We start from the raw sequence: 25,027 nt of genomic DNA on the forward strand, positions 1-25,027 counted from the left end.
CCCGGAGTACCGGGTCGCCAATGCCGGGCGTCACCGGCAAATCCACACCTGCCGCAACAGCCCGTGCCGGGGTGCCTCGCAAGAGGTTCGGTCACGGAGGCGACAGGGAGGCTCAACCCCGGAACCACTGCCCCGCCCCGCGCGGCGCAACCGCCCATACCTACCCGTGGCGGCCGGTTCCACTGTCAGGAGTTCCACCATGCCCCAGATCACCATGCGCCAGATGCTCGAAGCCGGCGTCCACTTCGGTCACCAGACCCGTTACTGGAACCCGAAGATGGGTCCGTACATCTTCGGTGCCCGCGGCAAGATCCACATCATCAACCTCGAGAAGACCGTTCCGCTGTTCAACGACGCGATGAACTTCATCTCGGGTATCGCGCAGAAGCGCGGCATGATCCTGTTCATCGGCACCAAGCGCAGCGCGCGCGAAGCGATCAAGGAAGAAGCCGAGCGTTGCGGCATGCCGTTCATGACCCAGCGCTGGCTCGGCGGCACGCTGACCAACTTCGCCACGGTGAAGAAGTCGGTGTCGCGCCTGAAGGAGCTGGAAGCAGCTGAAACCGACGGCACGTTCGAAAAGCTGGTCAAGCACGAAGTGCTGGGCCTGCGCCGCGAGCGCGACAAGCTGGAAGCCTCGCTGGGCGGCATCAAGGACATGAACCGTCTGCCCGACGCCCTGTTCGTCATCGACATCGGCCATGAAGACATCGCCATCAAGGAAGCCAAGAAGCTCGGCATCCCGGTGATCGCGGTCGTCGACACGAACTACGATCCGGCCCTGGTCGACTACGCGATCCCGGGCAACGACGACGCCATCCGCGCCGTGCAGCTGTACGCGAACGCCGCGGCCGACGCCGTGCTGGAAGGCAAGGCAGCGACCCCGAGCGCGGCGACCGTGCGCGAGGAAGAGTTCGTCGAAGGTGGCGAGAAGCCGGCCCGCGCCCCGCGCGGCAAGAAGGCCGAAGACGCTGCGCCTGCAGCGGACGCCGCACCGGCAGCACCTGCGGCCGAGTAACCGCCGCGACATGCGCATCGCGCCGTGCGCGGATATTCGCGCCTTCGGCGTCGATTCCGTGAAGCGGGCCCGGCCCGCACGACAACCCCCGAATTCAGAGGTCTCCAATGGAAATCACCGCATCCCTGGTCAAGGAACTGCGCGAGCGCACCGGCGCCGGCATGATGGAGTGCAAGAAGGCACTCAGCGAAACCGCAGGCAACATCGACGCCGCCGCCGAAGCGCTGCGCAAGTCGGGTCTGGCCAAGGCCGACAAGAAGGCTGACCGCATCGCCGCCGAAGGCCGCATCGCGGCTGCGCAGAACGACAGCGTCGCCGTGCTGGTCGAGATCAACTCCGAGACCGACTTTGTCGCCAAGGATGACAACTTCCTGCGCTTCACCGATGTCGTCGCCCAGACCGCGCTGGCCTCCGGCGCTGCCGATGCCGACGCGCTGAAGGCTGCCAAGGTCGAGTCTGGCGAGACGATCGAAGAGATCCGCGCCGCAGTGATCGCCAAGGTCGGCGAGAACCTGCAGATCCGTCGCCTGGTGCGCGTCGAGAGCACGAACAACGTGGCGGCCTACGTCCACGGCGGCCGTATCGGCGTGCTGGTCGAGCTCAAGGGCGGCGATGTCGAACTGGCACGTGGTCTGGCGATGCATGTCGCCGCGATGAACCCGCCGTACAACAAGACGAGCGACGTCCCGACCGAATTCGTCGAGAAGGAAAAGGAAATCGAGTTGGCCAAGATGTCCGAGAAGGACAAGAGCAAGCCGGCCGACATCCTCGAGAAGATCATCAGCGGCAAGATCAACAAGATCGTCAACGAGGTCACGCTGTACGGCCAGCCGTACGTGCTCGACACCGACAAAACCGTCGAAGCCGTGCTGAAGGCTGCCGGCGCCGAAGTCATCGGCTTCCAGCGCCTGGCCGTCGGCGAAGGCATCGAGAAGGTGGTCGAAGATTACGCCGCCGAAGTGATGAAGCAGGCCGGCCTGGCCTGATTCGTCTCGCACCGGTCGACGCTGCGGCGTCGACTGTGTGGTCCGATCGAAAAAACGCGTCCGCAAGGGCGCGTTTCTTTTTGTGCGTCTTCAGAAGCAAAGCGACAGGCGCTCTTGTAAAGCGGCGTGGGTGGACTACGCGCGGATGCATTTGCCTATCGATGTTCGTCAGCGAACCGCAACCCAGATTCCGCGACGCTCGGACGTTGGAACGAATTCTGCCGCCGATCCCTGCCATTGAAAGACAGGGCATGCTTTCTTTCCGCATGCTTCGAGTTGGGCCGGCAACTGGCACCGGCGAAGAACGCAGATACGGAAACGCCCGGCAAAACCGGGCGTTTCCATCACCTCGTGACAGCGCGCATCACTCCAGCTCGCGGACGCCGAGCTCCTGGAGTGCATTGCGCATCAGCACGGCCGCAGGCTCACTGAGCTTCTCGTTGTCGAGCGCGTAGCGGATCGTCGCCTCGATCAAGCCCAGATGCGTGCCGCAGTCGAAGCGGACACCCTTGAACCGGTAGGCGTGCACGGGCTGCTCGGCGAGCAGCGCCGCAATCGCGTCGGTCAGCTGGATCTCGCCACCTGCGCCCGGCTTCGTGTTCTCGAGCAGCTCGAAGATGCGACCGTCGAGCACATACCGACCGACGACGGCCAGCGTGCTGGGCGCATCTTCGGGCTTGGGCTTCTCGACCATCGCGTTGATACGGCCATGGCGACCTTCGAACGCATCTGTCGCCACGATGCCGTAGCTGGCGGTCTGCTCACGCGCCACGTCCTGCACGGCGATCATGCTCGCGCCGGTCGCCTCGTGCGCGTCCGCCATCTGACGCAGCGCACCGTCGCCGTTGCGGTTCCACAGCAGATCGTCCGGCAGCATCACCGCGAAGGGCTCGTTACCGATGACCGCACGTGCGCACAGGACGGCGTGACCGAGACCACGCGCCTCGGGCTGGGTTACGAAGATCGCCTGCACACCGTCGGGCAGCGGACGCCGGACCTTCTCCAGAAGCTCATGCTTGCCTGCCGCTTCGAGACGATCCTCGAGCTCATAGGCCTTGTCGAAGTAGTCACCGATCGCGTGCTTGTAGCGGTTGGTGACGAACACCAGCGTGTCGCAGCCCGCTTCGATGGCTTCGTCCACCGCGTACTGGATCAGGGGCCGATCGACGATCGGCAGCATTTCCTTGGGTACCGTCTTGGTCGCCGGCAGGAAGCGTGTCCCGAGTCCTGCAACGGGAAACACCGCCTTGCGGATCCTCTGCGTCATGTATGTCTCGCGTGTCGTGGGGGGAACGCGACGATCGTCGCACCTTCATTATGCGTGGACCGCGATTGCAGCGGCGCGAACTCGGGCACAGCCTCGCGCAACGACGTGGCGAGCAGCTCCAGGTCGTAGCGCGCGACACCATCCGTCAGCTTCACCAGCGCGGCCGCGAGCCGCTCCGCATGCACGGTACGGGCTTCGGCAAGCAGAATCTTCGGATGCGTGGTGGGACGATACCGTTCGTCAGCGTGGAACAGGGTTTCGTGCAGCTTCTCGCCCGGACGCAGCCCGGAATAGACGATCGCGACGTCCTGGTTGGGATGCTTGCCCGCGAGGCGGATCATCTGCTCGGCCAGCAAGCGGATCGAGACCGGCTCGCCCATGTCGAGCGTATACACCGCCTGCGCCGAGCCGATCGCTACCGACTGCATGATCAGCTGGCAGGCCTCGGGAATCGTCATGAAGTAACGGGTGACTTCCGGATCGGTCACGGTCACCGGACCACCGCGACGGATCTGCTCGCGGAACAACGGCACCACACTACCAGCCGAATCGAGCACGTTGCCGAATCGTACGGTGATGAAATCTGTAGACGAATCGCCTGCGAGGTCCTGACAGACCATTTCGGCCAGACGCTTGGTCGCACCGAGCACGTTGACCGGATCGACCGCCTTGTCGGTGGAAATCAACACGAAGGTGCCGACCTGGTGCGCAATCGCTGCATTCGCGACCGCGCGCGTCGAGAGCACGTTGTTGCGCACACCCTCGCGCAGCTGTGCCTCCAGCACCGGCACCTGCTTGTAGGCTGCGGCGTGGAACACCGCGTCCGGCGCAGACAGCCGCATGGCGTGTTCGATCACCGCCGTATCGCCGCAATCGCCGAGCACCGGCACCAGCGTGATCCGCGGGAAATCCCGACGCAGCTCGCCCTCGATCCGGGTTAGCGCGAGCTCGTCCATCTCGACCAGCGCAATCTGCGCGGTGCCATTGCGCGCGCACTGGCGACACAGCTCGGAACCGATCGATCCACCTGCGCCCGTGACCAGCACGCTGCGACCACGCAGCCACGCGCGAATCGCCTTCCAGTCGGGCATGACAGGTTTGCGACCGAGCAGATCCTCGATTGCGACTTCCTTGAGTTCGCCGGGAAGCGATCGACCTTCGAGCAGATCGTCGAGTTTGGGTACGGTGCGGAAGGGGAGATTGGTGCGCTCGCACGCCTCGACCACTTTGCGCATCGCTGCCGCATCCGCCGATGGCATCGCGATGACCAGCAGCTTGGCGGCCGTCTCCGGCGCCACCTGCTCGACATCACTGATACGACCCAGCACCGGCACACCCTGCAACTGGCTGCCGCGCAGCTTGGGCGCGTCATCGAGAAAGCCCACAGGGTCGTAGGCACCCGTGCGTCGCAGATCGCGCACGAGTGTTTCGCCTGCCTGCCCGGCGCCCAGGATCAGCACACGCACCGCGGACTGGCTGGTCCGCGTCATGCCGTGATCCTTCCACGCGCGATACAGCAGTCGCGGCATGCCCAGCAGGGCCGCGAGCAGCAAGGGATACGTGATCAGGACGGTGCGCGGAACCAGATTCAGCCGGTTGTAGACGAACAGCACCAGCATGATCGTGAGCAGACCCAGCACCGAGGCCTTCACGATATTCATCAGATCGGGAACGCTGGCGAAGCGCCAGACACCGCGATACAGACCGACACGCCAGAAGATCAGGCCCTGCGCGAGCAGGATCAACGCGATCTCGGGCGACCAGAATGCGAATGTCGGGGAGCTCTCCATCACCGAGTGACGGAACTGGTGCAGGCCGATCCAGCACAGCCACACCATGCTCAGGTCGTGCAGCACGACGGCCACGCGCGGCCCCAGGACGCCAATCCTGGCCTTGAGGTCAATCATCCAGCCGCTTCCTTACGACAGGCGCGTCCGACGTACATGCCGGATACGGAAAGTGAGCCAGATGGTGACACCGAGGAGATACCACGTGGCGAAGGCTCCGATGATAACGGGTTGCGGCGCGCCTGCCATCCAGATGGCGACCAGGATCGACAGCAGCGTCCAGGCGGCATAACCACCTGTCACGACGGCATGGGCGTGGCCCGCCTGCACACACCGCTGGTACATATGTTGTACGTGCGGCGTCCACCACCGTTCGCCGCGGATGATGCGCGACAGCAATGTCAAAGCCGCGTCAATCAGGAAGGCGCTGATGGGCAGCAGCCAAAGCAAGGACGCGGCAGGATCAGGTGCAGGCGCAAGCGCGATCAGACAGGCGGCCAGAAACCCCAGCGCGCCGCTGCCGACGTCGCCGAGAAAGATCCGCGCCCTAGGAAAGTTGAGGGGCAGGAAGCCTGCGCAGGCCGCCGCGACGATACAGGCTAGAAGTGTGCCCTCGCCTACGAGGCCTAGCAGCAGGTACCCGAGCGCCACGAGGATCATCTGCGTCGACGCCAGGCCGTTGATCCCGTCCATGAAGTTCCAGACGTTGATCAACCCCAAGGCGAGCGCCATGACGATGATCGCCCACCACACGGGCTGGCCTGACAACGCGACGCCGATCGCGAGCAGCGCGGCCGAGAGGATATGCACCGCCAACCGCTCCCAGGGCGACAGTGGACGGTGATCGTCGATCCAGCCGATCGTGGCCACCAGCGCGAGGCCACAGGTGCCGAACAGGAACACAGGCGAGAGGCTCTGCCCCGCGATTCCGAGCCAGATCATCGCCGGCAGTACGACCGCCACGATCGCGACGCCGCCACCGCGCGGTGTCACTACAGTGTGGCTGCGGCGTTCGCCGGGCGCATCAACCAGGTGCCGGGCCAGCGCATAGCGTCGCGCAAGCGCAGTGAACGCGAATGCGGCCAGACACGCGCCGACGCACAGCGTCGCGATGAGAAACAGAGATGCCGGCACTCAGACCACGGCGTAGTTGAGCAGCGGCTTGATCGTGCCCCACTCCTTGCAACTGGGGCATTGCCAATGGTGGCTGCGCGCGCCGAAGCCGCACTGCTTGCAGCGGTAGCTGGGATTGCGCACCAGCAGCTGTTCGGTGATCAGGCGCAGCTCCTGCAGCGTGCCGACATGGTCGACGCCATCAGCCAGCGTCAGATCGATCAGCGCCGCTTCGCCGCGCACCGAGGGGCGATCCTTGAGCTGGCGCGCGAGATAAGTGCGCGCCGCGTGCACGCCTTCTTCCTGCTCGACCAGCCGCGTCAGCGCCAGCACTGGCGCGACGCCCTTGTAGTGCTCGGTCATCTGCGACAGGAAATTACGCGCGCCCGGCACGTCACCGACACGCTCGTACGCCGCCAGCAACGGCGGCAGGACTTCGGGCAGGAAGTCTGCATCGTGGCGCGCCGCACGCTCGAACGCGCGGATCGCGGCGGGGTCGTTGCCGGCATCGATTTCGATGCGGCCTTCGAGAATGCCGGCGCGCACCGAGCCCGAGTCCGCCGCGTATGCGCGTTGAACCGCGTTGCGCGCCGCATCGGTGTCGCCAGCGGAACGCAGGCGATCGGCGAGCTCGCATTCGAACTGCGCGATCAGCTTGCCCATCGGCTCGCCCGTCGCGGTCTCGTAACGCGTGGCGTTTTCGATCGCCTTCGGCCAGTCGCGCTCGGACTGGTAGATACCGATCAGATGGCGCAGCGCCTGCGGCGCGCGCTGATCGATCCGCGCCAGATCGGTGAACACCGTCTCCGCGCGATCGAGCAGACCGGACTTCATGTAGTCCTCGCCCAGCGCGAGCAATGCCTGGACCTTCTGCTGGTCGTTGAGATCGGGCCGCTGCACCAGCCCCTGATGCAGGCGGATCGCGCGATCGACTTCGCCGCGCCGCCGGAACAGATGCCCGAGCGCAACCTGGGTTTCGAAGGTGTCCTTGTCGAGTTCCGCGATATGCAGGAACAGTTCGATTGCCTTGTCCGGCTGCTCGTTGAGCAGATAGTTGAGGCCGCGGAAATACGTCGTCGACAGACGGCTGACCTGGGTATCGCTGTGGCGCTCGCCGCCGCGGCGGCCGATCACCCAGCCACTGAGGGCCGCGATCGGCAGCAACAGGAAGAACCAGAACCACTCGGTCACAAACGCCATGGATCACGCTCCATCGATGGATCGGCCGCGAACGCGCGACCCGGGCCGGCGATGGACATCAAAGCGCAATGCGCGCCCCCGCCGACGGTGCGTCGACGATCCTACCCGCTTGCCGATCCTGCACGCCAACCATGCGGCGATCCGCAGGTGCGTGGAAAAGAAAATGGGACCGCCGTGTGGCGGTCAGTCTTCGGCCGGCATCGGCTGTACGTCGCTGACGCGATCGCGCAGTTCCTTGCCCGGCTTGAAATGCGGCACATGCTTGCCCGGAAGCGCGACGGCATCGCCGGTCTTCGGGTTGCGTCCGGTGCGCGGCGGACGGAAATGCAGCGAGAAGCTGCCGAAACCACGGACCTCGATCCGATCGCCGGCCGCCAGTGCGCCGCCCATCATTTCGAGCATGGCCTTGACCGCAAGGTCGACGTCCTCGCCCTTGAGATGCGCCTGACGCTGGGTCAGCAGTTCGATGAGTTCCGACTTCGTCATGTCTCGTTCTTGCAGATGCGACAGCGCCGACCCGGGGGTTGCCCGGGTCGGCGCCGAATAGGCTTACTCGCCCTTGTTGCCCAGCTGCTCGCGCAGCAGCGCGCCCAGCTTGGTGGTGCCGCTCGACGCTTCCGAAGCCTGCTTGTTGTACTCGGCCAGGGTCTCGGCGGTTTCCGCCTCGTCCTTCGCCTTGATCGACAGCTGCAGGACGCGGGTCTTGCGATCGACGCCGAAGTACTTGGCCTCGATTTCCTGACCGACCTTCAGGTGCTGGCTGGCATCGTCGATGCGCTGGTCGCTGATGTCGCGCGCCTGCACATACCCTTCCACGCCTTCACCCAGATCAACGACGGCGCCCTTGGCATCGACTTCCTTGACGGTGCCGGTGACCTTCGAACCGCGCGGCGTGGTCGCCATGAACTGACCCATCGGGTCCTGCTCGAGCTGCTTGACGCCCAGCGAGATGCGCTCGCGCTCCGGATCGACCGCCAGCACGACGGCTTCGACGGTGTCGCCCTTCTTGAACGCGCGTGCCACGTCTTCGCCGGTGGAGTTCCACGCGATGTCGGACAGGTGGATCAAGCCGTCGATACCGCCGTCCAGGCCGATGAAGATGCCGAAGTCGGTGATCGACTTGATCTGGCCGTCGACCTTGTCGCCCTTCTTGTGGATGGCCGCGAAGGTCTCCCACGGATTCGAGGTGACCTGCTTGATGCCGAGCGAGATGCGGCGACGCTCTTCGTCGACGTCGAGCACCATGACCTCGAGTTCGTCACCGACCTGCACCACCTTGGACGGGTTGACGTTCTTGTTGGTCCAGTCCATCTCGGACACGTGCACCAGACCTTCGACGCCCGGCTCGATCTCGACGAATGCGCCGTAATCGGTGACGTTGGAGACCTTGCCGAACACGCGGGTGTTGGACGGGTAACGGCGGGCGATGTTGTCCCACGGATCCTCGCCCAGCTGCTTCAGGCCGAGGCTGACGCGGTTGCGCTCGCGGTCGTACTTCAGCACGCGGACGTCGAGCTCTGCGCCCACTTCCACGACTTCAGACGGATGGCGCACGCGCTTCCAGGCCATGTCGGTGATGTGCAGCAGGCCGTCGATGCCGCCGAGGTCCACGAACGCGCCGTAATCGGTCAGGTTCTTGACGACGCCCTTGAGCACCGCGCCCTCGACCAGCTTCTCCATCAGCTGCTCGCGCTCTTCCGAGTGCTCGCTCTCGACAACCGCGCGGCGCGAGACGACGACGTTGTTGCGCTTGCGGTCCAGCTTGATCAGCTTGAACTCGAGTTCCTTGCCCTCGAGGTAGACCGGGTCACGGACCGGACGCACGTCGACCAGCGAGCCCGGCAGGAATGCGCGGACGTCCTTGATGTCGACGGTGAAGCCGCCCTTGACCTTGCCGCTGATGCGGCCGGTGATGGTTTCGTTCTTCTCGAGCGCTTCCTCGAGCTCGTCCCACACCATGGCGCGCTTGGCCTTCTCGCGCGACAGCACGGTCTCGCCGAAGCCGTTCTCGAGCGAGTCCAGCGCCACCTTGACGGTGTCGCCTTCCGCGACGTCGATCTCGCCTGCGTCGTTACGGAACTGTTCGATCGGCACGATGCCTTCCGACTTCAGGCCGGCGTTGATCACGACAACGTCGGTGCGGACCTGCACGACGATGCCGGTGACGATGGAGCCCGGCTTGAGCTTGGCCAGATTGGTCTGGCTAGCTTCGAACAGTTCTGCGAATGATTCGGTCATTGGTAGATACCTGGTTGACTCAGACTGCGTGGCGGCGCCTTGTCAGCGCGGAGTGCCGGCAGTCCACCCGTTGGTCGGCCATCGCGGGATTGCAGGGCCGTGAGTGTTGAGGTGAATGGACCGGCGACCGGAACGAGTCCGGACGCCGACATGGGTGCAGCGATGCAGCGGTGGCACATGACACTTTCAACAACGCCGAAGCGGTCCCGAACGGACCACCCCAGCCTGCAGCAGACGCCCGACCCTGGATCCGGTCAGACGTTGCGTGCGGGGAGCAACGCGAGCACCCGTTCGACGACGGCTTCGATGCCCTGGCCGGTGGTGTCGATCCGGACGGCGTCTTCGGCCGGCCGCAACGGCGCCACCGCACGGTTGGCATCGCGGGCGTCGCGGGCGAGGATCTCGCGCAGCAGACCGTCCATTGTCACCGAAACCCCCTTGTTCTTCAACTGCTTATAGCGCCGGTCCGCCCGCTCCTCGGCGCTCGCCGTCAGGAACACCTTCCAGCCCGCATCGGGGAAGATCACCGTGCCCATGTCGCGGCCGTCGGCCACCAGGCCCGGCGCCACTCTGAATGCACGTTGGCGGTCCTTGAGCGCGGCGCGGACCTCGGGAATCGCGGCAATCGCCGAGGCGGCGGCCCCTGCGGTTTCGGTCCGCAGCTCGTCGGTGGCGTCGTGGCCGTTGACCAGCACCCGCAGCTCGTCGCCGCCTTCATCGAAGCCGATGGTGGTATCGAAGGTGCAGCGCACGAGCGCGCCGCCGTCGTCGAGGTCCAGATCGGCCCAGCCCGCCGCCACGCCGACCGCGCGATACAGCGCGCCCGAATCGAGATAATGCCAACCCAACTGCTGCGCGACCGCGCGGCTGATGGTGCCCTTGCCGGAACCCGAAGGCCCGTCGATCGTCAAAACCGGCACCGTCGCCGTCATCTGCATCTCCTGCGCCGGGGCCATGTCCGCGGGCGAACACCCAAGCGCTTGAATCGTGGGGGAAAGAGCCGCTAGAATAGCCGGCTTGCTGTTTGTATCCCATCCCAGAGGTTCACCATGAAGGTCCTGTCGTCCCTGAAGTCGGCGAAGACCCGCCACCGCGATTGCAAGGTAGTGCGTCGCCGCGGCAAGGTCTTCGTGATCTGCAAGTCCAACCCGCGTTTCAAGGCGCGTCAGCGCTAAGACGCGTTGCCGCCGCGCAAGCGGTGTGCACGCGAGAAAGGCCGCAGCGATGCGGCCTTTCTTCGTTTGGGGCGCCCATTGCCCCGCGTCGGCATCACCGTCGCGCGAATTCTGCTAAACAGGCGCGTGCGCCATTGCGGCGCTTTCGCCATCCCATCGCTGTCCTGCCCAGGAGTCACCGCCATGTCGCGTTCCTTCGCTTCGATCCTCGCAGGCACCGCGCTGAGCTGCGCGCTGCTCGCCAGCCTGCCCGCCTCTGCAGACACGCTGCTCGTCGACCGCACCAAGCAGGCCACCGGCGCCGGCGTGCCGACGCGCGGCATGTCGATGGCCGATGTCGAAGCCCGCTTCGGCGTGCCCAGCGAGCGCATGGATCCACGCGGCGGCCAGAAGCGCCAGTGGCCGACGATCAACCGCTGGGTCTATCCCACTTTCACCGTCTATTTCGAGCGGAACCGGGTCATCGATACCGTCGCCAACCGTGCCACGGCGTCGGAGATCGGCCCCAAGCCCGCCATCCGTTGAGTCCATGACCGAACACGCATTGCGCTTCCCCGCGGAGTGGGAACCCCAGTCCGCGATCCTGATCGCCTGGCCGAACGAAGACACCGACTGGGCCGCCCGCCTGGGCGAAGTCGAAGACACGTACATCGCGCTGGTCGCGGCGATCACCCGCTTCCAGCCCGTCGTGATCTGCGTGCCCGATGAAGACATCCAGAGCTACGCCTACGTGCGTCTGGCGTCGAACCGCATCGACATGACGCGCGTGCGTTTCGTCGAAGCGGCGTACGACGACACCTGGTTGCGCGACTCGGGCCCGATCTCGCTGCGCCGTGGCGATGACGCGTTCCTGCTCAACGATTTCCGCTTCACCGGCTGGGGCGGCAAGTTCGAAGCGATCCAGGACGATCTGCTGGTCGGTCATCTGCACAGCGCCGGCGTGTTCGCCGGCGATGCGCAGCGGCGCGAGATCGACTTCGCACTCGAGGGCGGCGCGATCGAAACCGACGGCGCCGGCACGCTGCTGACGACCTGGCGCTGCCTGCACGAACGCCATCCCGATGCATCGCGTGAGTCGTTGACGGCGAAGCTCTCGGACTGGCTGGCGCAGGATCGCGTTCTGTGGCTCGATCACGGCTACCTCGAAGGCGACGACACCGACGCCCATATCGACACCCTCGCCCGCTTCGCACCGGACGACGCGATCGTGTTCCAGGCCTGCGATGACGTCACCGATCCGCACCACGCAGAATTGCAGGCGATGGCCGACGAGATCGCCGCGCTGCGCACGCGCGATGGCGCGCCGTATCGCCTGTTTCCGCTGCCGTGGGCGCAGCCGGTGCTCGACAACGGCCGCCGTCTTGCTGCGAGCTACGCGAACTACCTGATCCTCAATGGCGCGGTGCTGATGCCGGCTTACGGCGATCCGGCGGATGACGCCGCGGCGGCCGTGCTCGCGCAGGCGCATCCCGGCCGCGAGATCGTGCAGGTGCCGTGTCGCCCGTTGATCTGGCAGAACGGCAGCCTGCACTGCATCACGATGCAGTTGCCGGTCGGCCTGCTGCGGGACGACCTCCCCGGCTGATACGGGACAGACGCCCGAAGTCCGTAATGCGGACTTCAGGCCGGCCCCGCTCATCCGATCTCCATACGCGCGCCTGACGCGGGTCGCGTCCGATCAGGGGCAGGCGTCGCACGTAATGGATCCTGCATGCGACGCCGCGCGCGGCGACGCGTTTATCTGCCCGCACATCGCGTCGCGTTAGCATTGTCGCCATCCCCCGAGGATTCGAATCCATGTCCCGCAAGACCACGTTGCCTGTCGCGCTGATCCAGGAGCGCGCCGTCATCGACCAGGGCACCGGCAACGCCGACGCCAACCTGTCGATCATCGAAGCGCGCGTCGCCGAAGCCGCGAAACAGGGCGCGAAGCTTGTGCTGTTGCAGGAACTGCACAACGGCGCGTATTTCTGCCAGCACGAGTCGGTCGACGAATTCGATCTCGCGGAGCCGATTCCCGGCCCGAGCACCGAGCGTCTTGCGGCATTGGCGAAGCAGCACAAGGTCGTGCTGGTCAGCTCCCTGTTCGAGCGCCGCGCTGCGGGGCTGTACCACAACACCGGCGTGGTCTTCGACGCGGACGGCAGCACGGCGGGCAAGTACCGCAAGATGCACATCCCCGACGATCCGGGCTTCTACGAGAAGTTCTACTTCACTCCGGGCGACATCGGCTTCAAGCCGATCGACACCTCGGTCGGCCGGCTCGGCCTGCTCGTGTGCTGGGACCAGTGGTACCCGGAAGCCGCGCGACTGATGGCGCTTGCGGGTGCGGACCTGCTGCTGTATCCGACTGCGATCGGCTGGGATCCGACCGACGTCGACGACGAGAAGAAGCGCCAGCGCGATGCTTGGATCCTCAGCCATCGCGGCCATGCAGTCGCGAACGGCCTGCCTGTGCTGTCGTGCAATCGCGTCGGCCACGAGCCGTCGCCGATCGGCGCGTCCGGAATCGACTTCTGGGGCAACAGCCACGTACTCGGTCCGCAGGGCGAGTTTCTCGCCGAAGCGGGGACCGAGCCGACCGTGCTGAGCTGCGAAGTGGATCTGGGCCGCAGCGAACACGTGCGCCGCATCTGGCCGTTCCTGCGCGATCGTCGCATCGACGCCTACGGCGACCTGCTCAAGCGATATATCGACTGATCCCGATGACCCTCGAACTCCGCGACGCCGTCGAGGCCGACTTCGACGCCATCACCGCGCTCTACAGTCGCGAAGTCGCGGACGGCGTGGCGACCTACGAATACGACGCGCCCGACGTCGGCGAGATGCGGCGGCGCTGGTCGACGATCACGTCGGCCGGTTATCCGTACATCGTCGCGATCCGCGACGGCGTGTTCGCAGGCTACGCCTACGCCGGCGGATTCCGTACGCGCATCGGCTACCGCTTCACCGTCGAGAGCTCGGTTTACGTCGAACACGCGCAGCATGGCCACGGCATCGGACGCGTGCTGATGGAGCGGTTGATCGAGCTCTGCACGCAGCGTGGCTACCGGCAGATGATGGCGGTGATCGGCCCGCCGCTCGACGGGCCATCCGTGCAGTTCCACCAGCGCCTCGGCTTCGAGACCGTCGGCGTGCTCCCCGGCTCCGGCCGCAAGCACGGGCGCTGGCTCGACACCATCCTGATGCAGCGCGCCCTCGGCGACGGCGCCGCCACTCCTCCTGAAGACGAATGACCCGATGACCGAACCGATGACCGGCGCGCTGACGCCCGATGGCGCCACGTCCTGGCAATCGCAGCCGCACGCGATCGTCGAACGCGACGGCGTGCGCTACACCCTGCTCGGCACCGCGCATGTGTCGCGGGTCAGCGTGGAAGCGGTCGAGAACGCGATCAGTAGTGGCGCGTTCGATGCAGTCGCGGTCGAACTCGACGCGCAGCGTCTGCAGGCGATCAGCGATCCCGACGCGCTGGCCAAACTCAACCTCGTCGATGTGATCCGCAAGGGTCGCGTCGCACTGTTCGCCGCCAATCTCGCACTCGCCGCCTACCAGCGTCGCCTCGCCGAGCAGCTCGGTATCGAGCCCGGCGCCGAACTCAAGCGTGCGGTCGCGCTGGCCAACGAACGCGATCTGCCGGTCGCGCTGATCGACCGCGATGTCGGCCTGACGTTCAAGCGCGCGTCGAAGAAGCTCGGCTTCTTCGGCCGCATGAAACTGGTCGGGAGTCTGCTCGGCGGACTGATGGCCTCCGACGAACTCGGCGAAGAGGAAATCGAGAAGCTCAAGCAGGGCGACATGCTCGAATCGAGCTTCGGCGAATTCGCCAAGAGCAGCCCGGAACTCTACGAGGCAATCATCGCCGAGCGCGACCGCTACATGGCCGCGAAGCTGCGCGAGCAGGCCGGCACTGCACGCGAAGTGCTGGCAGTGGTCGGCGCCGGACATCTCGCCGGTCTGGCGCGCCATCTCGCAGATGATGCGCAAGCGCCGGCCGCGACGACCGCCGAACTCGAACACGCGCCCAAGGGCACGAGCGTCCGTTGGGTCATGACCGCGATCACGCTGGCGATCCTGGCGATGATCGGCTGGGGCTACTACCAGGGCGGCGCCGAACTCGGTCGCCAGCTGGTCAAGGAATGGATTGTGATCACCGCCGGTTTCGCCGCGCTCGGCGCGTTGGCGGCGCTGTCGCATCCGCTCGGCATCCTCGCCGCCGCGATCGCAGCACCGCTGAAACCTATCCGTCCGCCGGGTATCTCACCCGGTCTGTTCAGTGGTCTGGTCGAGGCTTACCTGCGCAAACCCGCCTACAGCGACTTCATGTCATTGCGCGACGACGCCGGCACGGTCCGCGGCTGGTACCGCAACCGCGTCTCGCGCACGTTGCTGAGCTTCCTGCTCGCCAATGTCGGTTCGAGTATCGGGGTATGGGTGGCGGGTTTGCGGATTGCCGGCAAGGTGCTCAGCTGACGCGTGCGTTTGGCGCGCGAATTAGGGCGCAAAGTTTCGCCTTCTGTTCACGCCAGACGCTTGGGCGCTTCTGCTTTTTGGCTCTGCTGTAGTTCTTTGCTTCTCGCTTCTCGCTTCTCGCTTCTCGCGTGTGGCTTGAGGCTTTGCTGTTGCTGTTGCTGTTGCTGTTGCTGTTGCTTTGCGCTTGGCTCTTGACCTGGAAATCGAGCCGTAGAGCGAGCCGAGCACCGGAGCCTTGCGTGGCCGTAGAGCAGCCCATGTCTGAGCGCAGCGAGTTTGGGCTGCGTGCCGCGTCAGGCGAGGAGCACAGGGCACCGATGCGGCTTCATCGCATCGGCTCGCGTCCGGCGAAGGGACCTTTTGGTTCCTTTTGGGTCCATCCAAAAGGGACTCGCACGCGCAGCGGGCGAAAGCTGTGCAATTGATCTGCTCTTTGATCCCAGCCTTGGCTTCTGCATCGGCGATGCGCGTTCTGAAGCGAAAACGCGCGGTGCGCGAAGATCAAGGACAGGGCTTCCGCGCTGTCGCGCGGCTTACTTTTGTCTTGGCAAAAGTAAGCAAAACCGTCTTCGCCGGACGCGATCCTCCGCGATACGGCCGCGGCGGTCCCCTGCGCTTCTCGGTCGACGGGGCACGCAGCCCAAACTCGCTGCGCTCAGACATGGGCTGCTCTTCGACCCCGTCGCCCTGCGATGCTCGGCTCGCTTTACAGCTCGATTGAAATCGAAAGCCAAAGCCAGAACATCCGGCGCCCCAAGGGCACCGGATATTGGAAGGCTTATCAGCCTGCCGCAGCAGCAGGCTCGGCGTGCACACCCCGCGCCCGCCGGATCAACCGCACACTCCCATGCCGCATGTCGTCGAGAATCGCGTAGATCGTCGGCAGGAACAGCAGGCTGACCACCGTCGAGAACGCCAGACCACCAGCCACCGCGCGCGCCATCGGCGAGTACGCCAGACCGCCGAGCACGACGGTGTCGCTGAGCGAGATCGGGATCATCGCCAGGATCGCGGTGCCCATCGTCATCAGGATCGGGCGCAGACGCTCGCGGCTGCCTTCCACCAGCGCATCGATCCGCGACATGCCGCGGCGCCTGAGATTGTTGATGTGCTCGACCATGATGATGCCGTTGTTCACTACGACGCCCATCAACACGAGGATGCCGATGAAGGCCATCACCGTGAACGACGTGCCCGTGAGCCAGAACAGCCAGAACACCCCGAACACCGAGAACACCACGCAGCTCATGATCGCGGCCGGAAACAGCAGCGATTCGAACACCGCCGCCATCACCACGTAGATCATGATTACCGCGATCAGCAGGTTGAACATCATCTGCTGGCTCGCCGCCGCGTCGTCCTCGAAGCCGCTGCCTGAGAAGCTGTAGCCGTAGCCGGCCGGGAACGCGACGGTGTCGAGCACCTGCTCCAGCGCCTTGCGGGCGTCCGGCATCGTGGTCTCGCCGGCAAGATTGGCCTGCAGGGTCAGGGAGGTCTGGCGATCGTTGCGGCTGATGCGGCTGGCGGACGGCTCGACACGCATCTCCACCAGACTCGTCAGCGGCACGCTGCGACCATCGGGCGAGCGCACCATGAAGCTGGCGATGTCGGCCTGGTTGAACTCCTCGGCACCGGCGAAGCGCACCCACACCGGCACTTCGTCCTCGCCGCGACGGAACTCGCGCAACTGGCTGCCGCGCAGCGCCAGGCCGATGAAGCTGGAGACCTGATCGGCACTGAATCCGAACGCGGCCGCGCGGTCGCGATCGACGCGGATGGTGAGTTCCTGGTTGAGGTCGCCCGCTTCCACGCGCACATCGCGCAGTGCGGGGTTGGCGGACAGCATCGGAATCACGCCATCGGCGAGTTCGCGCAGCACCTGGGTCGAGTCACCGACCAGCTGCACCTGCACGCCCTGCCCGCCTTGTCCGCCACCACCGCCACCGCCCTGCCCGCCACCCACGCCGACCTCGGCACGCGCCGACTTCGGCAATGCCTGGCTGATCGCTTCCGACAAGGCGCGTGTGTCGCCGACATCGTCATTGAACGTCACGACCGTGCCCGAGTCATTGCCCTCGCCGAACCAGGAATAGATCTGCTTGATCCGGTAGGTCTCGCGGTTCTCGTCGAGGAACGTCTCGAAACGCAGGACTTCGTCGGAGCGCTGCTGCAGGTTGTAGCTGCCCTTCCACTGGTAGTAGATCTGGATTTCCTTGCCGCCGCCGCTGTCGCCGAACATGTCGAACTTGGTTTTGGTCATCGGCACCAGACTCACCGCGACCACCAGCAGGATGGAGAGCACGGTCACGCCGCGATGCTCCAGCGACCAGCGCAGGATGCGCGCATAGCGACGCTGCATGCGTGCGATCAAGCCGTTCGGGCTTGCGACGGCAGGCGGCGTCTTCATGCGCGCCGACATCATCGGAATCAGGCTCACCGCGACCAGCCACGAGGCCAGCAGCGACACCGAGATGGTGATCGCCAGCTGATTCATGAAGATGCTGATCTGGTTGGTCTCGCCCAGCATGTTCGGCACGAACACGATGCAGTGGCACAGCGTGCCGGCCGACAATGCGATCGCAACGTGGCGCGTGCCCAGCACCGACGCCAGCCACGGCTGGTCGGGCATGCGTTCGCGTTCCTGGTAGATGCTCTCCACCACCACCACGGCGTTGTCGACCAGCATGCCGACCGCGAGCAGCAGGCCCATCAGCGACAGCACGTTGAGCGTGACGTCGAAGAAGTGCATGAAGCCGAGGGTGATGATGAAACAGATCGGAATCGCCAGCGTGACCATCAGCGTCGACGGCCAGTGGCGCAGGAAGAAGTACAGCACGATGATCGACAACAGCAGACCGATCGCGCCAGCTTCGACCAGCTCCATCAGCGAGGACGTGACCTCGTCGCCCATGTTCTGGATGACCTTGACGTCGATGCCTTCGAGCCCCGGCTCACCGCGCGCTGCGTCAACTTCGGCCAGCACGTTGCGTGACACCTCGACGAGATTCGCGTCGCGTTCTTTGTAGATCTCCAGACCCACCGCGGCACGGCCGTCCAGACGGCGGCCGTAATCCATGCGCTGCGGCTTCATGCGCACGTCGGCGACATCCGACAGACGCAGGCCCTGCTGGTTGATGACGAGGTCGCGCAGCTGTTGCAGATCCTGGATCTCGCCGAGCGGCTGCACGCGCAGGCGCTGGCCGCCGTCGAGGATCTGCCCGGCGGAGACCGAGAAGTTCAACGCGCGCAACCGCGTCGCCAATGCATTGAGTTCGATGTCGTGCGCGGTCAGACGGTCAGGGTCGACCGCGATCTCGACTTCGTTCGGCGCCGCGCCGTTGATCTCCACGCGCGCCACACCGGGCACACGTTCGAGCCTGCGCTTGAGCTGGCGGTCGATGAGCTCGTAGCTGCCGGACAGATCGACGTTCGCCGCCAGGCGCATCCGAAGCACCGGCTGATCGCTCGTGGAGAACTTCTCTACCGTATATCGGCGGAAATCATCGGGCAGATCGCTGCGGATCGCATCGATGCGCTCGCGGGCTTCCGACGCGCTGATCGCGATGTTGCGGTCCCAGTCGCTGAACTCGAGCACCACGAATGCGCCGTCCGACGTCGCCTGACCACGCAGGCGCTTGATGCCGCTCATCGTGGCCAGCGTCTCTTCAGCCGGGCGCAGCAGATTCTGCTCCGCCTCGGACGGCGTCGAGCCGGTATACGGCAGCTGCACGACCAGGAACGGCGCGGAGATGTCCGGCAGCGCTTCCAGCGGCAGGCGCACCGACGCGATCAGGCCGATCACCACCATCGAGATGAAACACATGATGGTGGTGACCGGGCGCCGCAGGCTCAGCTCGGCGATGCTCATGTCGCGCTGGCCTCCGCGTCGGGACGATCGGCGGCGGCGCCCAGACGTGCGCGACGGCCGCGTTCGGCGTAGTACGCGTCGGACTTGCGATCCAGCAGGTCGTAGACCACCGGGATCACCAGCAGGGTCAGTATGGTCGACACCGCCAGACCGCCCATCACCACGATCGCCATCGGCGAGCGCACTTCGGCGCCGTCACCAAAGGCCAGTGCCAGCGGCAGGAAACCGAACAGTGTCGACAGCGTGGTCATGATGATCGGCCGCAGACGCGAGCGTGCACCGTCGACCAGCGCCTCGCGTTTGGCCACGCCGGCCTCGCGCAACTGGTTGACCTTGTCGATCAGGATGATCGCGTTCTTCACCACCAGACCGACCATCAGGATCAGCCCGATGAAGGCGACCACCGAGATCGTATTGCCCGTCAGCAGCAGGCCGCCGATCGCGCCGACCATCGCCAGCGGGATGGTGAACAGGATGACGAACGGATGCAGCAGCGATTCGAACTGCGAGGCCATCACCAGATAGACCAGGAAGATCGCCAGCGCGAACGCCATCAGCAGCGAGCGCATCGATTCGGCGAGCTCTTCGCCCTGACCACCGATATGCATGCCGACCTCGGGACCGAGCGGATTCTCGGCCACCATCTGCCGTACTTCGCTCACCGCCGCGCCCAGATCGATGCCGCGCAGATTCGCCGAGATGACCGCCACGCGGACCTGGTAGGCGCGGTGGATTTCGCTCGGCCCGACCGTCGCGATCACATCGGCCACCGAATCGAGACGCACCGGCGACGCGCTGCCCGGATTGACGATCAGATTGCGGATGCGGTCGACCGAATCGCGTTCGTTCTCCTGCGCACGCACCAGCACGTCGATCTTGCGATCACGGAAGTTGTAGCGCGTGGCCACCTCGCCGCGCACCGCGCGCACCACCGCATCGGCGATCTGACGCGTGGTCAGGCCGAAAGCGCCGGCGCGTTCCTGATCGAACACGATCTGGATCTCCGGAAAGCCCTGCTCCACCGTGCTCTTGACGTCGGCGTAGTGCGGATTGGCGCGCAGCAGTTCCGACATGCGCTGGCCGGCCTTGGCCAGACCCTCGAGATCCTGCCCGCGTAGCTCGATCTCCAGCGGCGTGGAGAAGCTGAAGATCTGCGGGCGTGCGAAATCGACCGCGACGCCCGGGTACTTCTGCATCGTCTCGCGCAGGCGCTCGGTCTGCTGCGCTTCGAACTCGCGACTGCCGCCACCGCTCATCACGATGCTCAACTTGCCGATGTTCTCGCCGCTCTCGGTCGGATTGGCATCGAGTCGCGTACCGCTGCCGCTGACGCCGAACAGCAGTTCGACGCCGTCCTCGCCGGTGTGCGCCTGCTGCACCTCGCGCATGATGCGGTCGGTTTCGCGCAGCGGCGTGCCCGGCGGCAGCTTGGCGGTCATCTCGAAGCGGTCCTGCGCCAGCTGCGGAATCAGGTCGGTGCCGAGCAGCGGCACCGCCAGCAGGCTGACCAGGAACACCGCAGTCGAAGCGCCCAGCACCAGCCACGGACGCGACAGCGCGGCCGGCAGCATCTTCAGATAGCTGCGCTCGGCGCGGTTGTAGGGCGCCATCGCCAGATCGCTGGCGCGGCCCATGAACCGGCCGGTGCCGCCCGACATGAAGCGCCACACGCGCACCACCGCCCAGGCGATGCCGAACAGCACACCGCGGAACCCGGCGCCGATGCCGCGCCCGGTCGCCGCGAGCGGCTTCTGCCAACGGCTGTCCGGATGCCACTGCGGATGCGGCGCTTCCTCCGGGAATGCCATCGGCGGACGGCCCTTGAGCGACGCCATCATCGGAATCAGCGTCAACGCGACCAGCAGCGACACGCCGACCGCGATCGCGATCGTCAACGCCTGGTCGCGGAACAGCTGACCGGCGATACCTTCGACGAACACCAGCGGCAGAAACACCGCGATGATCGTCAGCGTCGACGCGACGACCGCCATGCCGACTTCGCGCGTACCGGTGATCGCGGCCTCCAGAACACCCAGCCCGCGCTCGCGCGCCTTGGCGATGCTCTCGAGCACGACGATGGAATCGTCGATGACCAGTCCCGTCGCCAGTGCCAGACCGCCGAGCGACATGACATTGAGGCTCAGGCCCAGCTGATCCATGAAGAAGAACGTCGTGATGATCGAGATCGGCAGCGACAGGCTCACCACCAGCGTGCTCCAGCCGCTGCGCAGGAACAGGAAGATGATCAGCACGGCCAGAGTGCCGCCGATCAGCGCGTCGGTGCGCACATCGTGGATCGCGGCGCGCACGAACTTCGACTGGTCGTCGACAACGGTCAGCGTCATGTCCGGCGGCAGTTCCTTGCGGATGACATCCAGCCGCGCCTGCACCGCATCGGCGGTCGACACCGTGTTCGCGTCGCCTTCCTTGTAGATCGCAAGCTCCACCGCTTCGGCGCCGCCGAGCCGGATGATGCTTTCGCGTTCCTTGAAGCCCTGGCGCACGGTGGCGATGTCGCGCAGACGGATCGCGCGTCCGCCGGCGATCGTCGTGCTGCCTGCGCCCGACGCGCTCTGCACCGACGCCGCTGCCGCGAGCACTGCCTGCGAGCCGCTGGCCGCGGCGATCGCCGCCATCTGCTGCGCGGCGTTCGCGGCGCTGTTGTCGCCGCCCGATTGCGTGGCGACCAGCATCTCGCCGATCTGCTCGACACTCGAGAACTGGTTGACCGTGCGCACCAGATACCGCTGCGTGCCCTGGTCGAGCCGGCCGCCGGACAGGTTGATGTTCTCCTGCTGCAGGCGCTGGATCACGTTCTCGATCGGCAGACCGATGCGCGCCATCTGCTGCAGGTCGAGCTCGACCTGCACTTCGTCTTCGAAACCACCGCCGACCTTGACTGCGGCCACACCGACGACGGGCTCGATCTTCTTCTTCAGGTCATCGTCGGCGTAGCGACGCATGCGCGTGAGTTCGTCGACCGCATCGCCTTTTTCGCCGGCGGTCAGCGCGAGGCGCAGGATCGGCTCGGTCGAGGGATTGAAGCGCAGCAGCACCGGCGGCGTGACTTCCAGCGGCAACTGCAGGGTTTCGAGCTTGTCGCGCACCTCCAGACTCGCCTGGTCCATGTCGGTGCCCCAGGCGAACTCCAGCACCACGTCGCTCTGGCCGGTGCGCGAGATCGAACGCAGCTTGCGCACGCCCTTGACCACGCCGACGGCTTCTTCGACCGGTTCGCTGACCAGCGTTTCGATCTCCGACGGCGCCGCGCCGGTGTACTCGGTGCGCACGGTCAGCGTCGGATAGCTGAGGTCGGGCAGCAGGTTGACCTTGAGGTTGGTCAGCGCGATCAGACCGAACAGCATCATGCTGATCGCGACCATCCACACCGTCACCCGGCGACGTGTGGAGAACTCGACGAGATCGAAACGTCCCGGCGGCGCGGCGTGCGGATCCGCGGCCGGGCCGTCGCCGGCGGGGCCGTCGTGCGGCGCGCCAGCCATTACTTCGCGTCGCTCTTGGCGTCGACGGCGGCAGGCGCTGCAGCGACCGGTGCTTCACCGATCACCTGCACCGTGCTGCCTTCGCGCAGCGCGACCTTGCCGGCCGTGACCACCGGGTCGCCATCTTCGAGACCGCTGCGGACTTCGATCAGGTTGCCGTCGATGTAACCCAGTTCCACCGGCACACGTACCGCCTTGCCGTCGCGCACGGTGTAGACCGCGGTTTCGTCGCCTTCGTCGAGCAGCGCGCTGCGCGGAATCACCAGTGCATCGGCGCGCTGGTCGTAATCGATGTGGATGCGGCCGAACATGCCGGCGCGCAGCATCTCGTTGCCGGCGAATGCGGTGACCACGCGGAAGGTGCCGCTGCGCGATTCGACGATCGGCGCGACGCGCTCGACGACGCCTTCGAAGCTTTCGCCCGGCAGCGCATCGACCTGCAGACGTACCGGCTGGCCGCGCTTGAGCACGCGCAGTTCGCGCTCGGGCACGTTGAGCGTGGCTTCGATGCGTGCGTTGTCGACGATGCTGAAGATCGGCGTGTTGATCTGCACGAAGTTGCCGGTGCGGATCATTCGCTGCGAGATCACACCCGAGATCGGCGCGGTCACCGCGGTGTAGGACAGTTCGAGCTGCGCCATCTCGTGCTGCGCGCGCGCGGTGTCGAGGTCGAACTTGATCTGGTCCAGATCGTTGGCGCTGATCATCTGCTGGCCCACCAGCTGCTGCGCGCGGCGGTAGCTGTTCTCCAGCTTGCCCATCGTGGCGCGGCTCTGCAGCACGGCCAGACGTGCACGGTCGGGATCGAGCCGGACCAGAGGCTGGCCGGCGCGCACCGTGTCGCCCTCTTCCACCAGCACTTCGAGCGCGATGCCCGAGGTCTTGGCGACCACGTCGGCGCCGCGCGGCACTTCCAGCGAGGCCGTGCCCACGTAGCTGGCAGCCACACTGCGGCGCGCGACCATCTCCGTCTCCACCGGGACTGGCGCCGCGGCGGTGTCGGCAGGCTTGGCCTGGGCATCGCCACCTCCCTTGCACGCGGAAAGGCCAAGGGCGGCGGACAGGAGAATGACGCCAGTCAGGACGCGTCCCGTGGACGCGAAGGCATGCGGTGTGGACATGTGGATTCAATGTGACCCCTACGGTGTTGTAGCAAGGTATATCACCAGTGCATGACACCGAATGCGCCATAGGTCATGGTGACCTCCGGTCCGAAGGCGGCGCCGATGTTGCAGCGCATTGGGTTTGCGACGCGGCCGTGGCTATACTGGCCCGGTTGTGCACCGGTTCATGCAGAAAACGCCTGCCGGTCGCAATCGCATCGCTTCCCAGACAGCACTTTCAGCCATTCAGGATTGCGGATAACCCGATGACGCGACTGCTGATGCTCGCCGCCTGCTTCGTTCTTGCTTCGCCCGTCTTGAGCGCATCCGCGCAGGACGCCGCTGCAACCGCCGCCCCGACCGCACCCGCGGCCGCAGCGCCGGCGGCCAATGTGCCGCTGGTCGGCAATGCCGAGACCGGTCGCCAGCTCACCTATACCTGCCAGGGCTGCCACGGCGTCGACGGCTACCGCAACGTCTATCCGCACTATCACGTGCCGAAGATCGGCGGCCAGTCGCCCGAGTACCTGGTCAACGCCCTGCACGAATACAAGCGCGGCACCCGTCGTCACCCGACGATGCAGGCGCAGGCGCAGAGCTTCACCGACCAGGACATCGCCGACATCGCCGCCTTCCTTTCGGAGCTGACCAAGTGAGCGGCGCCATGATCCGTCCGGCCCGCGCCCTGCCCGTCCTCCTGCTCGCCAGCCTGCTGGCCGCATGCGGTGGCCAGTCCCACGATCCCGAAGCGCAGCCGGCACGCAGCTCGTCCGCCGGCCTGCCGTCGGGCACCGCCGACGCCGGCGAACAGGCCGCCAACGTCAAGAGCGCGGCCACCGGCCAGACCTGCATCGACTGCCACGGCGCCGGCGGCAACGCACCGATCGATCCGACCTACCCGAAGATCGGCGGCCAGTTCCGCGACTACCTTGCCCACTCGCTGCAGGCCTACCGCGATGGCGATCGCGAACACGCGCTGATGTCGCAGCAGGCCACCGGCTTGAGCGATCAGCAGATCGCCGATCTCGCCGCGTACTTTGCGGCCCAGCCGAGCCAGCTGCGCGATCTGCGCGGGGCGCACGACCGCTGAGTCCGCTTCGGCGGCGCCGTCTTCGCGCCGTTTGATGTCGTGTGTCCGTTTCGGCGGGCATGCGTCAGTCGCGCCCCGACGGGGCGTTCCTTGATTTGATCTGACCAGGTCTCAGCCTGGTTCCGAGGCGTGCCTGTGTCTTCGTGCTCTGGCTCAGCTCTGGCTCTGGCTTTGGCTTTGGCTTTGGCTTTGGCTTTGGCTTTGGC

General features: G+C 65.8%; 20 protein-coding genes. 10 read left to right on the forward strand and 10 right to left on the reverse strand.

Annotation, left to right across the window (positions count from 1 at the left end):
• The first annotated feature begins 199 nt into the window (after positions 1 to 199).
• Together rpsB and tsf are read left to right on the forward strand one after the other, a co-directional pair.
• Positions 200 to 1,018, forward strand: coding sequence for a 30S ribosomal protein S2 (gene rpsB / locus LU699_RS01615; RefSeq protein WP_232138199.1), 819 nt, complete (start codon positions 200 to 202; stop codon positions 1,016 to 1,018).
• Positions 1,019 to 1,125: 107 nt separating this feature from the next.
• Complete coding sequence (gene tsf, locus LU699_RS01620; protein WP_232138200.1) at positions 1,126 to 2,004, forward strand: translation elongation factor Ts; 879 nt, start codon at positions 1,126 to 1,128, stop codon at positions 2,002 to 2,004.
• Between the two features lie 364 nt (positions 2,005 to 2,368).
• Here the strand turns inward: tsf and galU are convergent, their stop codons facing one another.
• From galU to cmk, 7 genes are all read right to left on the reverse strand, one after another.
• Positions 2,369 to 3,271, reverse strand: coding sequence for a UTP--glucose-1-phosphate uridylyltransferase GalU (gene galU, locus LU699_RS01625; protein WP_232138201.1), 903 nt, complete (start codon positions 3,269 to 3,271; stop codon positions 2,369 to 2,371).
• Positions 3,268 to 5,178, reverse strand: coding sequence for a polysaccharide biosynthesis protein (locus LU699_RS01630; RefSeq protein WP_232138202.1), 1,911 nt, complete (start codon positions 5,176 to 5,178; stop codon positions 3,268 to 3,270). The genes galU and LU699_RS01630 overlap by 4 nt, the downstream gene beginning before the upstream one ends.
• 12 nt (positions 5,179 to 5,190) lie before the next feature.
• The gene (locus LU699_RS01635) at positions 5,191 to 6,192 is read right to left on the reverse strand and encodes an MraY family glycosyltransferase (protein ID WP_232138203.1); all 1,002 of its coding nucleotides are present in this window, start codon (positions 6,190 to 6,192) and stop codon (positions 5,191 to 5,193) included.
• On the reverse strand, positions 6,193 to 7,371 hold the full coding sequence (gene lapB / locus LU699_RS01640) for a lipopolysaccharide assembly protein LapB (protein ID WP_232138205.1): 1,179 nt from the start codon (positions 7,369 to 7,371) through the stop codon (positions 6,193 to 6,195). It abuts the gene before it with no gap.
• A gap of 183 nt (positions 7,372 to 7,554) precedes the next feature.
• Positions 7,555 to 7,857, reverse strand: a complete 303-nt coding sequence (locus LU699_RS01645; RefSeq protein ID WP_096009334.1) for an integration host factor subunit beta — start codon at positions 7,855 to 7,857, stop codon at positions 7,555 to 7,557.
• Between the two features lie 63 nt (positions 7,858 to 7,920).
• Positions 7,921 to 9,609: a 30S ribosomal protein S1 gene (gene rpsA / locus LU699_RS01650; RefSeq protein WP_232138206.1), complete on the reverse strand. Its 1,689-nt coding sequence runs from the start codon at positions 9,607 to 9,609 to the stop codon at positions 7,921 to 7,923.
• 254 nt (positions 9,610 to 9,863) lie between these two features.
• On the reverse strand, positions 9,864 to 10,541 hold the full coding sequence (gene cmk / locus LU699_RS01655; RefSeq protein ID WP_232138207.1) for a (d)CMP kinase: 678 nt from the start codon (positions 10,539 to 10,541) through the stop codon (positions 9,864 to 9,866).
• Between the two features lie 117 nt (positions 10,542 to 10,658).
• Between cmk and ykgO the strand changes: the two genes are divergently transcribed.
• The 6 genes from ykgO to LU699_RS01685 all read left to right on the forward strand — a co-directional run bounded on the left by ykgO (position 10,659) and on the right by LU699_RS01685 (position 15,257).
• The gene (gene ykgO / locus LU699_RS01660) at positions 10,659 to 10,784 is read left to right on the forward strand and encodes a type B 50S ribosomal protein L36 (protein WP_005913193.1); all 126 of its coding nucleotides are present in this window, start codon (positions 10,659 to 10,661) and stop codon (positions 10,782 to 10,784) included.
• Positions 10,785 to 10,967: 183 nt separating this feature from the next.
• Entirely contained in the window at positions 10,968 to 11,309 is a 342-nt protein-coding gene (locus LU699_RS01665; protein ID WP_232138208.1) for a hypothetical protein, read from the forward strand.
• A 4-nt stretch (positions 11,310 to 11,313) separates the two neighbouring features.
• The gene (locus LU699_RS01670; protein WP_232138209.1) at positions 11,314 to 12,369 is read left to right on the forward strand and encodes an agmatine deiminase family protein; all 1,056 of its coding nucleotides are present in this window, start codon (positions 11,314 to 11,316) and stop codon (positions 12,367 to 12,369) included.
• 212 nt (positions 12,370 to 12,581) lie between these two features.
• A complete protein-coding gene (locus tag LU699_RS01675; RefSeq protein WP_232138210.1) occupies positions 12,582 to 13,484 on the forward strand; it encodes a carbon-nitrogen hydrolase in 903 nt (300 codons plus the stop codon).
• A 5-nt stretch (positions 13,485 to 13,489) separates the two neighbouring features.
• Entirely contained in the window at positions 13,490 to 14,020 is a 531-nt protein-coding gene (locus LU699_RS01680) for a GNAT family N-acetyltransferase (RefSeq protein WP_232138211.1), read from the forward strand.
• A gap of 4 nt (positions 14,021 to 14,024) precedes the next feature.
• On the forward strand, positions 14,025 to 15,257 hold the full coding sequence (locus LU699_RS01685; RefSeq protein ID WP_232138212.1) for a TraB/GumN family protein: 1,233 nt from the start codon (positions 14,025 to 14,027) through the stop codon (positions 15,255 to 15,257).
• 781 nt (positions 15,258 to 16,038) lie between these two features.
• Here LU699_RS01685 and LU699_RS01690 read toward each other — a convergent pair.
• From LU699_RS01690 to LU699_RS01700, 3 genes are read right to left on the reverse strand one after another with little or no spacing between them, the layout of a single operon-like run.
• Positions 16,039 to 19,125: an efflux RND transporter permease subunit gene (locus LU699_RS01690; protein WP_232137649.1), complete on the reverse strand. Its 3,087-nt coding sequence runs from the start codon at positions 19,123 to 19,125 to the stop codon at positions 16,039 to 16,041.
• A complete protein-coding gene (locus tag LU699_RS01695; RefSeq protein ID WP_232580462.1) occupies positions 19,122 to 22,628 on the reverse strand; it encodes an efflux RND transporter permease subunit in 3,507 nt (1,168 codons plus the stop codon). Before LU699_RS01695 ends, LU699_RS01690 begins: the two co-directional genes overlap by 4 nt.
• Positions 22,628 to 23,749: an efflux RND transporter periplasmic adaptor subunit gene (locus LU699_RS01700; RefSeq protein ID WP_232137652.1), complete on the reverse strand. Its 1,122-nt coding sequence runs from the start codon at positions 23,747 to 23,749 to the stop codon at positions 22,628 to 22,630. Before LU699_RS01700 ends, LU699_RS01695 begins: the two co-directional genes overlap by 1 nt.
• A 248-nt stretch (positions 23,750 to 23,997) precedes the next feature.
• Here LU699_RS01700 and LU699_RS01705 point away from each other — a divergent pair, with 248 nt between their 5' ends.
• Positions 23,998 to 24,387: a c-type cytochrome gene (locus tag LU699_RS01705; protein WP_425491136.1), complete on the forward strand. Its 390-nt coding sequence runs from the start codon at positions 23,998 to 24,000 to the stop codon at positions 24,385 to 24,387.
• Between the two features lie 8 nt (positions 24,388 to 24,395).
• Positions 24,396 to 24,821: a c-type cytochrome gene (locus LU699_RS01710; RefSeq protein ID WP_232137654.1), complete on the forward strand. Its 426-nt coding sequence runs from the start codon at positions 24,396 to 24,398 to the stop codon at positions 24,819 to 24,821.
• The last annotated feature ends 206 nt before the right edge of the window (positions 24,822 to 25,027 follow it).

It is taken from the genome of Luteimonas fraxinea, from assembly GCF_021233355.1.
GTDB lineage: Bacteria > Pseudomonadota > Gammaproteobacteria > Xanthomonadales > Xanthomonadaceae > Luteimonas > Luteimonas fraxinea.

Coding starts and splice junctions, on each gene's coding strand:
- LU699_RS01685 (WP_232138212.1), top strand. CDS start 14,025: ATGACCGAACCGATGACCGGCGCGCTGACGCCCGATGGCGCCACGTCC.
- LU699_RS01700 (WP_232137652.1), bottom strand. CDS start 23,749: ATGTCCACACCGCATGCCTTCGCGTCCACGGGACGCGTCCTGACTGGC.
- rpsA (WP_232138206.1), bottom strand. CDS start 9,609: ATGACCGAATCATTCGCAGAACTGTTCGAAGCTAGCCAGACCAATCTG.
- LU699_RS01680 (WP_232138211.1), top strand. CDS start 13,490: ATGACCCTCGAACTCCGCGACGCCGTCGAGGCCGACTTCGACGCCATC.
- ykgO (WP_005913193.1), top strand. CDS start 10,659: ATGAAGGTCCTGTCGTCCCTGAAGTCGGCGAAGACCCGCCACCGCGAT.
- LU699_RS01645 (WP_096009334.1), bottom strand. CDS start 7,857: ATGACGAAGTCGGAACTCATCGAACTGCTGACCCAGCGTCAGGCGCAT.
- LU699_RS01670 (WP_232138209.1), top strand. CDS start 11,314: ATGACCGAACACGCATTGCGCTTCCCCGCGGAGTGGGAACCCCAGTCC.
- galU (WP_232138201.1), bottom strand. CDS start 3,271: ATGACGCAGAGGATCCGCAAGGCGGTGTTTCCCGTTGCAGGACTCGGG.
- LU699_RS01665 (WP_232138208.1), top strand. CDS start 10,968: ATGTCGCGTTCCTTCGCTTCGATCCTCGCAGGCACCGCGCTGAGCTGC.
- cmk (WP_232138207.1), bottom strand. CDS start 10,541: ATGACGGCGACGGTGCCGGTTTTGACGATCGACGGGCCTTCGGGTTCC.
- lapB (WP_232138205.1), bottom strand. CDS start 7,371: ATGGCGTTTGTGACCGAGTGGTTCTGGTTCTTCCTGTTGCTGCCGATC.
- LU699_RS01690 (WP_232137649.1), bottom strand. CDS start 19,125: ATGAGCATCGCCGAGCTGAGCCTGCGGCGCCCGGTCACCACCATCATG.
- tsf (WP_232138200.1), top strand. CDS start 1,126: ATGGAAATCACCGCATCCCTGGTCAAGGAACTGCGCGAGCGCACCGGC.
- LU699_RS01705 (WP_425491136.1), top strand. CDS start 23,998: ATGACGCGACTGCTGATGCTCGCCGCCTGCTTCGTTCTTGCTTCGCCC.
- LU699_RS01695 (WP_232580462.1), bottom strand. CDS start 22,628: ATGGCTGGCGCGCCGCACGACGGCCCCGCCGGCGACGGCCCGGCCGCG.
- LU699_RS01675 (WP_232138210.1), top strand. CDS start 12,582: ATGTCCCGCAAGACCACGTTGCCTGTCGCGCTGATCCAGGAGCGCGCC.
- LU699_RS01710 (WP_232137654.1), top strand. CDS start 24,396: ATGATCCGTCCGGCCCGCGCCCTGCCCGTCCTCCTGCTCGCCAGCCTG.
- LU699_RS01630 (WP_232138202.1), bottom strand. CDS start 5,178: ATGATTGACCTCAAGGCCAGGATTGGCGTCCTGGGGCCGCGCGTGGCC.
- rpsB (WP_232138199.1), top strand. CDS start 200: ATGCCCCAGATCACCATGCGCCAGATGCTCGAAGCCGGCGTCCACTTC.